Annotated in this window: 10 protein-coding genes; 2 read left to right on the top strand and 8 right to left on the bottom strand. The window is 48.3% G+C overall.

Going from position 1 to position 9,921, the window contains the following annotated elements:
• Nucleotides 1–618: hypothetical protein (locus ABY802_RS07290; protein WP_372626378.1), on the top strand; the 618-nt coding region annotated here is incomplete at its 5' end.
• A gap of 41 nt (nt 619–659) precedes the next feature.
• On the opposite strand, the gene purH is transcribed toward ABY802_RS07290, so the two are convergent.
• The 8 genes from purH to ABY802_RS07250 all read right to left on the bottom strand — a co-directional run bounded on the left by purH (nt 660) and on the right by ABY802_RS07250 (nt 9,221).
• Nucleotides 660–2,246: a bifunctional phosphoribosylaminoimidazolecarboxamide formyltransferase/IMP cyclohydrolase gene (purH, locus tag ABY802_RS07285; RefSeq protein WP_372626377.1), complete on the bottom strand. Its 1,587-nt coding sequence runs from the start codon at nt 2,244–2,246 to the stop codon at nt 660–662.
• Between the two features lie 100 nt (nt 2,247–2,346).
• Nucleotides 2,347–2,637 (bottom strand): DNA-binding transcriptional regulator Fis, encoded by a 291-nt coding sequence (gene fis, locus ABY802_RS07280; RefSeq protein WP_046557682.1) that lies wholly within the window; start codon nt 2,635–2,637, stop codon nt 2,347–2,349.
• Nucleotides 2,638–2,654: 17 nt separating this feature from the next.
• Entirely contained in the window at nt 2,655–3,629 is a 975-nt protein-coding gene (gene dusB, locus ABY802_RS07275) for a tRNA dihydrouridine synthase DusB (RefSeq protein ID WP_372626376.1), read from the bottom strand.
• Nucleotides 3,630–3,854: 225 nt separating this feature from the next.
• Nucleotides 3,855–4,739 (bottom strand): 50S ribosomal protein L11 methyltransferase, encoded by an 885-nt coding sequence (gene prmA, locus ABY802_RS07270; protein ID WP_372626375.1) that lies wholly within the window; start codon nt 4,737–4,739, stop codon nt 3,855–3,857.
• Nucleotides 4,740–4,828: 89 nt separating this feature from the next.
• Entirely contained in the window at nt 4,829–6,172 is a 1,344-nt protein-coding gene (accC, locus tag ABY802_RS07265) for an acetyl-CoA carboxylase biotin carboxylase subunit (RefSeq protein ID WP_372626374.1), read from the bottom strand.
• Nucleotides 6,173–6,188: 16 nt separating this feature from the next.
• A complete protein-coding gene (gene accB, locus ABY802_RS07260; protein ID WP_372626373.1) occupies nt 6,189–6,650 on the bottom strand; it encodes an acetyl-CoA carboxylase biotin carboxyl carrier protein in 462 nt (153 codons plus the stop codon).
• A 31-nt stretch (nt 6,651–6,681) separates the two neighbouring features.
• Nucleotides 6,682–7,137: a type II 3-dehydroquinate dehydratase gene (gene aroQ / locus ABY802_RS07255; RefSeq protein WP_372626372.1), complete on the bottom strand. Its 456-nt coding sequence runs from the start codon at nt 7,135–7,137 to the stop codon at nt 6,682–6,684.
• A 269-nt stretch (nt 7,138–7,406) separates the two neighbouring features.
• Entirely contained in the window at nt 7,407–9,221 is a 1,815-nt protein-coding gene (locus ABY802_RS07250) for a protein-disulfide reductase DsbD (RefSeq protein ID WP_372626371.1), read from the bottom strand.
• Between the two features lie 358 nt (nt 9,222–9,579).
• Between ABY802_RS07250 and ABY802_RS07245 the strand changes: the two genes are divergently transcribed.
• Nucleotides 9,580–9,870, top strand: coding sequence for a co-chaperone GroES (locus ABY802_RS07245; protein ID WP_217671068.1), 291 nt, complete (start codon nt 9,580–9,582; stop codon nt 9,868–9,870).
• Nucleotides 9,871–9,921: the final 51 nt, after the last annotated feature.

The following is a 9,921-nucleotide window of genomic DNA, read 5'->3' as shown; positions in this document are numbered from 1 at the left end:
GAGTACTCCAACGCTTGGAGAAATTTTTTCGCTGAATTTAGAGATGAATCAACTAATGAAATAAATGCAATTGCTAAATGTTTTATAAAAAATGTCGATGGCGTAACGCTGTCTGATGCTAATTCATTAGTTGCGCTAATTCGAATATGTATCCGGGAAGAATGCTCTCAAATTGATCCACATATGCTTGATCAAATAATTTCGGTATATGCGAAGTCATATGCAAACAGAAGAGAAGCGATAGATACTGAATTACAACTTGGAAATATTGATGAAGCTCTGTCAAAAGGAATCCATGATGCGTGTCTTGAAAAAAACAATGCTATCCTTCCTATTGAAATAGCGATTGATAAGTTATTTCATAGCAAATATCAGTACAAATATGTAGCTGCAGCATCGACTGCCAGTGTTGAGCAATTCTGTGAGTTCTTTTTATCCGAAAAGGTTAAAAGTGAAGGTACAAGGTACTACATAGGCGAAGTTTTAAGTTTTGAAAATTACAGTGGTCACAATTCTGAATTTTTTAAAATTGTTCACGGTAAAGCCAAAGCAGCACTTGAAAAAATTGCTGAACGAAGTGTTGGTAACAAATTTATACTAGGTCGATTCGGGTTATAAAAAAGGCCGCTACGCGGCCTTTTTACAGTTAAAGCAGATGTTTAGTGTCTAAAATGGCGAACGCCGGTAAACACCATGGCCATGCCGTGTTCATCGGCGGCGGCGATAACTTCAGCGTCGCGCATTGAACCACCTGGCTGAATTACCGCAGTAATGCCAGCGGCAGCAGCGGCGTCGATACCATCGCGAAACGGGAAGAAGGCATCTGAGGCCATGACTGAGCCTTTTACTTCTAAGTTCTCGTCAGCGGCTTTGATACCGGCAATTTTCGCACTGTACACCCGGCTCATCTGGCCGGCGCCGACGCCAATCGTCATGCTGTCTTTGACGTAAACAATGGCGTTCGATTTAACGAACTTAGCCACTTTCCAGCAGAACAGTAAGTCTGTTAATTCCTGCTCAGTAGGCTGGCGTTTAGTCACGACTTTTAAATCAGCTGCAGTCACTCTGGCCTGATCTCGGTCTTGCAGCAACATACCGCCATTAACTTGCTTCATATCCAGCGCTGAAGCGCTAACGCTGAACTCGCCACATACCAGTAAGCGTACATTTGGCTTAGTGCCAACTATGGCAACTGCTGCGTCAGTAGCAGCAGGGGCAATAATCACTTCGACAAACTGACGGCTGACAATTTCTTTGGCTGTCGTTTCGTCCAGTTCGCGGTTAAAGGCGATAATGCCGCCAAACGCCGACGTTGGGTCGGTCTGATAGGCGCGGTTGTAGGCATTAAGAATCGAATCACCAATAGCGACGCCACATGGGTTAGCATGCTTAACGATAACGCAGGCGGGTTCACTGAATTCTTTTACACACTCCAGTGCCGCATCGGTATCAGCAATATTGTTATACGATAGTGCCTTGCCTTGCAGCTGAGTAGCGGTTGCGACTGAGGCTTCAGTGGCACCATCCTGTACATAAAACGCGGCGCTCTGATGGCTGTTCTCACCGTAACGCAAGTCTTGTTTCTTCACAAACTGGCTGTTAAAGGTACGTGGAAATTTAGTGACCGGCGCGGTAGGCGTGTCGTAGGCTGGCAACATGGCGCCAAAGTAGTTGGCAATCATACCATCGTACTGGGCGGTATGCTCAAAGGCACTGATCGCCAGGCTAAAACGGGTAGCATGAGTGGTAGCCCCATTGTTTGCATGCATGTCAGCCAGTACCGTGTCGTAGTCACTGGCATTAACCACGATGGTCACATCTTTGTGGTTTTTGGCTGCTGCGCGCACCATCGTCGGGCCGCCGATATCGATATTTTCTACCGCGTCTTCCAGGGTGCAGCCTGGCTTGGCTACAGTGCTGGCAAAAGGATACAGGTTTACCACAACCAGGTCGATTGGGCCGATGTTATTCGCCGTCATAACATCTTCGTCTACGCCACGCCGCGCCAGAATACCGCCATGAATTTTCGGATGCAGGGTCTTTACCCGGCCATCCATGATTTCCGGGTGGCCGGTATAGTCAGACACTTCAGTAACGTTTATACCTTGTTCAGCGAGTAGTTTGGCGGTGCCGCCGGTAGACAAAATATCAACTTGTTGGGCCGCCAGGGCACGGGCAAACTCAACGATACCGGTTTTATCAGACACACTTAACAGTGCGCGGCGAATGGGGCGTAGTGTTGTCATGCTTTAATTCTCTTGTCGCTTACAGAAATCAGATTTTAACTTATCCAATAAAAAAGCACCCGAAGGTGCTTAGTGGCGAGGCCGGAGCCCCGCAGTGGCATTAACTCATGCCGTATTGTTTCAGCTTCTTACGTAGTGTACCGCGGTTAATGCCCATCAGGTTGGCTGCGCGGGTCTGGTTGCCGCGGGTGTATTTCATCACCTCTTCCAGTAACGGCCGCTCTAATTCGGACAAAACCAGTTCGTACAGGTCATCAACATCTTGACCGTTTAACTGTTGCAGGTAGTTAGCAACGGCTTTTTGAACCGCGTTGCTTAACGCCTGGGGCTTTTCCTGAGTTTGGACATGGGCATTAGTAATAAATGGCGAAGTAACGTTCGAATTAAACATTGCTTTTCTCTTTTACGTTAGGTTGCTGCTAGTTGATAAAAATAGTCATTTAATGCTTGGAACTGGCGCTCTGCCTGCTCAATAGCATTGAATTCGCTGCGAAACACACCCTGGGCATCATGCTCAGCTAAATACCAGCCAACGTGCTTACGAGCTATTTTAGGTCCCAAATGTACGCCATATAACTGATGTAAGCCCTGCACATGCTCCAGCATGATTTGCTGCACTTCAGCTATTGCCGGTGCAGCCAGTTTTTCACCTGTCGCCAGGTAATGGACCACTTCCCTGAAAATCCAGGGGCGCCCCTGTGCCGCCCTGCCAATCATGATGGCGTCGGCACCGGTATAATTGAGCACATATTGTGCTTTTTCCGGCGTTGTAATATCGCCATTGGCAATGACCGGTAATGACACTGCCTGCTTAATGGCTTTAATCGTGTCGTACTCGGCTTCGCCTTTATACATACAGGCTTTGGTGCGGCCATGCACCGCCAAAGCCTGAATGCCATTATCCTGTGCTATACGGGCAATCTGTACACCGTTCCGGTGCTGCGGATCCCAGCCGGTGCGAATTTTCAGGGTTACCGGCACTTTCACGGCATCGACTACCGCGCAAATAATCTGCTCGACCAGCTGCGGATATTGCAACAAAGCTGAGCCTGCCAGTTTTTTATTTACCTTTTTCGCCGGACAGCCCATATTGATATCAATAATATCGGCGCCGATGTCAACATTGTACTGTGCGGCTGCGGCCATTTGCGCTGGATCGCTGCCGGCAATTTGTACCGAGCGAATGCCTGATTCCTGACGGTGGCCCATCCGGTTTTGCGACTTTTCGCTCTGCCAGACCTGCGGATTGCTTGATAGCATTTCAGATACAGCTAAAGCTGCACCAAACCGTCTGCAAAGCTCACGAAAAGTGTGATCTGTCACTCCGGCCATCGGTGCGCAGATTACGTTGTTCGCTAACTTATAAGGTCCTATACGCACCATGTATTCCAAGGCTCTACCCGTAAGGGGCGCTAAGTTTACGGATTTTTGCCAACAAAGCAAAGGTTATTATTTAAACAAAATTGCATTTAATATGGCCTTTGAGGGATTGACATTCGCTAAAAGGCTGAAAAGGCGTGTTTTCCTGTTACAGCCAAGCCGTAAACAACGGCCTGACTAAAAAGATAATTGTAAGGCTGTTTATTTTGTCACCAGTTACAAAGTCGTTTAAGCGGTATTTTTCCGGGCGCTTAACCTTACCCATTCGTCTTGTTCTGCTATCGGCTCAAAACTAAATTCGTGCTGATAGGCAGCGATAACACTCTGGGCCTGACTTTGTAAAATACCTGACAACGCCAGTAAACCTCCGGGTTTCACATAGCCACTGATTATCTGACTTAGCTCGGCAAGCGGGCCTGCCAGAATATTGGCGACCACCACATCGGCCTGTAGCTGAGGTTGATCTTTTGGCAAATACAGCTCTATCTGACCACTGACATTATTGCGCGCTGCGTTGGCGGTGCTGGCTTCTATTGCCTGGGGATCGATATCAATGCCAACCACCCGTTTTGCACCCAGTTTCAGCGCCGCGATGCCTAAAATACCCGAGCCACAACCAAAATCGACCACGGTTTGATCGCTCTGGATGTGCTGATCCAGCCATTGCATACATAGCGCCGTCGTAGGGTGGGTGCCGGTACCAAAGGCGAGGCCAGGGTCAAGCATCACATTAACGGCGGTTGGGTCCGGAATATCCCGCCAACTGGGGCATACCCAAAGGCGCTTACCAAACTTTATCGGATGAAAGTTATCCATCCATTCCCGCTCCCAGTCTTTGTCTTCCAGCTGTTCCAGCTTGTAGTCGAGCCGGTCTTTGAAAAAGGCCACCTTTTGCAGTTTCTCAAGCACGCTGTCCATCGGATATTCTGCATCAAACAGGCCGACCACCACGGTATGGGTCCAGTAGATGACCTCGCCTGGCATGGGTTCATAAATCGGCGTGTCGTGGGCATCGACAAAACTAACAGCCTGCGCACCCCAGCCTTGCAGCATATCACTGACTTGCTCGGCTTTATCTTCAGTGGTGCTGATACGTAGTTGGATCCAGGGCATGGTGACTCTCTTGCGGTAATTTTGGCGCATTATAGCAAAAAGGCCGCAATTGCGGCCTTTATTCGACTACTAAGCTGATAAAACGACGCTTATTTCATCCCCAGCTTTTTTTCCAGGTAATGAATGTTGGTACCACCTTTGCAAAACTCAACATCGCGCATAATGTCTTTATGCAGCGGAATATTGGTTTTAATACCTTCAACCAATAACTCGTCAAGCGCATTGCGCATACGGGCGATAGCGATTTCACGACTTTCACCATAAGTAATCAGCTTACCGACCATGGAGTCGTAGTTTGGCGGTACCGTGTAATCGGCATAAATGTGCGAATCCCAGCGCACGCCATTGCCTCCAGCCGGGTGAAAACGGGTGATCTTACCCGGGGACGGCATAAAGGTTACCGGATCTTCAGCATTAATCCGACATTCCACCGCATGGCCGCGAATGACAATATCTTGCTGGGTCAGGGTTAACGGCATGCCGGACGCTACCCGCAGTTGCTCTTTAATTAAGTCAACTCCGCTAATCATTTCGGTAACCGGGTGTTCTACCTGAATACGGGTGTTCATCTCAATAAAGAAGAACTCGCCGTTTTCAAACAGAAACTCGAAGGTGCCGGCACCGCGATAGTTCATCACTTTACAGGCGTCAACACAGCGGCCGCCGATAAAAGCCCGCAGTTCCGGGGTAATGCCCGGTGCCGGTGCTTCTTCGACCACTTTCTGATGGCGGCGCTGCATCGAGCAATCACGCTCGCCTAAATGAATGGCGTTACCCTGGCCATCTGCCAATACCTGAATTTCGATATGACGCGGATTTTCCAGGAATTTTTCCATGTAAACCATGTCATTACCAAAAGCAGCCTTGGCTTCAGCTTTGGTCATTTCGATAGAACTAATCAGTTCTTCTTCGCTGCGCACAACTCGCATACCACGACCACCGCCACCGCCAGCGGCTTTGACGATAATCGGGTAGCCGATACGTTTGGCAATTTTTTTGCTGGTATCTGCGTCATCCCCGACGGCACCATCAGACCCCGGTACGCAGGGTACTCCGGCTTTTTTCATCGCCTCGATAGCAGACACCTTATCGCCCATCAGGCGGATGGAGTCAGGGTGAGGCCCGATAAACACCAAGCCGCTCTCTTCTACTTGCTGAGCAAAATCGGCGCGCTCTGCTAAAAAGCCGTAACCCGGATGAATCGCCTGGGCGTTTGTTACTTCAGTCGCAGCAATCAGCGCCGGAATATTTAAATAGCTTTGGGGAGACGGTGCCGGGCCTATACAAATGGTTTCATCAGCCAGCAACACATGCTTGAGGTTGCGGTCTACGGTAGAGTGCACCGCAACCGTTTTGATACCGAGTTCTTTGCAGGCACGCAAAATGCGCAGTGCAATTTCACCCCGGTTGGCAATTAATACTTTTTCTAGCATCGGTCAGCCTTTTCGGTTATTCGAGAATAAATAACGGCTGATCAAATTCGACCGGATCGCCGTTTTCAACCAGAATTTCTTTTACCACGCCTGCTTTGTCAGACTGGATTTGGTTCATCATTTTCATGGCTTCAACAATACACAGCGTATCACCCACTTTGACCGTCTGACCTACTTCGACAAAAGCTTTGGAAGTAGGCGAGGCCGCGCGGTAAAACGAGCCAACCATCGGTGACTTAACAACCTGGCCGGTAGCAGCAGGTTTGGCCGGCTCAGCCGCTACTGCAGCAGGTGCTGCGGCCGGTGCCGGTGCTTGCATTTGAGGCTGAGCATATTGCATTGGTTGCATCGGCGCGTAATGTTGCACCGGGCTGTTACGGCTGATCCGAACTGATTCTTCACCTTCAGTAATTTCCAGCTCAGAAATGCCAGACTCTTCCAGCAGTTCAATTAATTTTTTAATTTTTCTAATATCCATGTCTGTCGCCTGATGTTAGTTAATTTGCTAGTTAATGTTCGGTTGTTTGTAAGGCTGATACCGCTGCGTCCAGCGCATAGTGGTAACCTTTGGCGCCAAAGCCGCAGATCACCCCTCGGGCGATATCAGCCAAATAAGAATGTCGCCGGAAGGCTTCCCGGGCATGTACGTTGGATAAATGAACTTCGATAAAGGGGATGGCCACCGCCAGCAGCGCATCGCGAATAGCCACACTAGTATGAGTAAAAGCACCGGGATTAATTAAAATAAAATCCTGTTGGCCAAGACTCTGCTGAATTGCATTAATAAGCTCATGCTCGGCGTTCGACTGAATATGACTAAGGCTGACATTATGTTCAGCAGCTTGTGATTCCAGTTCAGAAACGATCTCGCTCAGGCTGGCAGCGCCATATACCCCAGGCTCGCGTACACCAAGCATGTTCAGGTTTGGACCATTTATCAATAAAATTCGGTATTTTGCCGCCATTTGCACTGTATTTCCGCTAAATGTAATAAATAAGCAGTATCTTACGAAAGGTAGCGTTAAAATGCACCTGTTTGCTTATTTCGCCACATTGCCGCGCCCCTTTATCACCAGATAAGCGCCTATTATAGTGAATTCGTGACAAATGGCAGCAAAATACTGGTCTTATCAGCCAGAGGGGCAGAATGAAGTCAGGCGCAAAGCGCTTTGAAGCAGGGAAAAGCGGTAGGCCAGGCACCTGCAATAAGCAGGCGAACCTGGCCATGACAGGGCTATTGTGCGCTGGTAAGGGCCGCCAGATGCTCAGCAAACGGGGTAGCGGCCATAAACCCGGTGACTCTGGCGCTGGTTAATTCCTCGCCTTGCGGGCTGAAAAACAATAAAGTAGGTAAACCCAGCACTTGATAGTGATTTAACAGTTTCTCATCAGAGCGGCTCATCTTGGTGACGTCAATCTTAATCAAACGCATGGAACTGGTCTGGGCCTGCACTTGTGCTGCCGGAAAAGTAAACTTTTCAAACTCCTTACAGGCAACGCACCATTCAGCATAAAGATCGACCAATGTGTACTGGTTGGCAGCCTTAGCCTCGGCCAATTGCTGCTCCAACCCTGCTAAATCATCTACGAGAATAAATGTGCCTGCAGTGGAGGTATCCGCATTGTTAACATTAGCGACTGCGGCGCTGGTGTTCTGAGCAGGGCTAAAATAGTGCCAGTTGAAAAACACGGTGGCCAGCAGTAACACCTGAGCAGACACTAACAAGCTGGCTTTGGTTGTGCTGCCCTGCTGTTCAAACAACAGTTTAAATAAGTAACCACTGACCAGCAAGCCAAGTAAGGATGCCAGCAACACAATTTGCCAGAACGGCAGAATACGCTCCAGCAGAATGATGGGCACCAGCAACAGGACAAATCCAAAGGCAGATTTGACAATATTCATCCAGGCGCCGGCTTTAGGTAACAACTTACCGCCCGATGTACCCAGTAAGATCAGTGGTATACCCATCCCCAGGCTGAGAATATACAGAGTTAGTGCGCCAAGCATCAGGTCACCACTTTGTGCGACATACATTAATGCGGCTGATAATGGCGCCGTGGTACAGGGCGAAGCAATCAAGCCAGACAGCGCGCCCATGACAAACGCGCCTTTTAAGCTACCACCTTGCTGCTTATTGCTAATGGCGCTGACTTTGGCCTGCCAACTGGCGGGCAACTGAAAGTTAAATATGCCAAACATAGCCAGCGCTAATAGTACAAAAATCACAGCGGCAACAATTAACACGGCAGGGTGTTGCATCCAGGCCTGAAACTTTACGCCTAAACTGGCCACTACCAGCCCCAGTGCCGAATACGTTAGCGCCATACCCTGCACATAGCTAAACGACAACCCAAAGGCACGGCCGGTGCTCAGTTGTTTGCCCTGACCGACAATAATACTGCTTAAAATAGGATACATAGGGAACACACAAGGCGTAAACGCCAGCCCCAGCCCTAACAGAAAAAACACCCCCATATTAAGCCATACCGAGCCGCTGCTAAGGCGCTCAGCAAGGCCATACTGACTGGATGTCGGGGTACTTGCTTTTTCAACTGTTGCGGAAGCATTATCATTTTCTGCAGGTGCTGTTGAATCTCGTGGCACTGAAAGCGGTATTTCTTCGTTAATGGGCGGATAACACAGGCCTGCTTTAGCGCAGCCCATATATTGGATCCGCAAAAAAGCGTCTTCGCTGATATCAGATAGTGGTATTTTCAGGGTAAGCTGATGGAAATAGACTTCAGACACCCCAAAGAACTCATCTTCAATTTGCATACTGGCCGGGTAAGTCGGGTGAGAAAAACTGACGGCCACACCACCATATTTAAATTTGTCACGATAAATGTAATAACCGTCGGCTATGGTCCAGTTGACAATAAGTTGGTCGCCCTGTTGCCGAAAGTCCATTTTAAATGCTTGATCAACCGGTAAAAAGTTGTCGTCACCTTTTAGTAAACTGTCCAGAACGGAGCTTTGCTGTGCCTGAGCGGGATGACCCGCCAACAAAGAAAACAACAACAGCAATGGGAGCAAAAACACGTTATACATTAATTGAACCTTCTTTCAATTTACCGGTTAGTGGGTAATACCGGCGCTACTATACGACATTATTGTTACGACAGTACTCATACGATAATATTGGCCAGTTGGTCTTATTACGCATGACAACGTTGACTAAGCAACAGACCTGACCGTGGCCGCCATTATTTCATTTGGTATTTTTTCAAAAGTGACTTAATCAATTCTTAAGCGAGCTAGCCGAACAATACCTTTCTCAATACCTTTCTCGGCTTTAGCGCAATTTTTTTAGTTTGCCCCTTGGATTTTTTTTGCTACCGCCCCATATACCGAACACACATTTTAACACCCATGTTAAAACTCAAAAAACGCTTTAGGAGATTAGAGCATGAATATTCGTCCATTACATGACCGTGTCATCATCAAACGCTTAGAAGCAGAAAGCAAGTCAGCCGGTGGCATTGTATTAACGGGAGCATCTGCCGAGAAGTCGAGCCGTGGCGAAGTTGTTGCCGTTGGCAATGGCCGCATCCTGGACAACGGCGATGTTAAGCCTCTGGATGTGAAAGTTGGTGACAAAGTATTATTTGGTGCTTATGTAGAGCGCACGGAAAAAGTAGACGGTCAGGAGTTTGTGATTACCAAAGAAGACAATATCTTAGGTGTCATTCTCGATTAAGCAGCTCACCACAGTTGCACCTGGCATTATCGTTTAACTTAAAACTGATTG

Origin of the sequence: Arsukibacterium sp. (assembly GCF_041616895.1) — a bacterium.
Lineage (GTDB): Bacteria > Pseudomonadota > Gammaproteobacteria > Enterobacterales > Alteromonadaceae > Alishewanella.
Note: the sequence above shows the minus strand (reverse complement) of the source record. Positions and strands in the feature narration are given on the sequence as shown.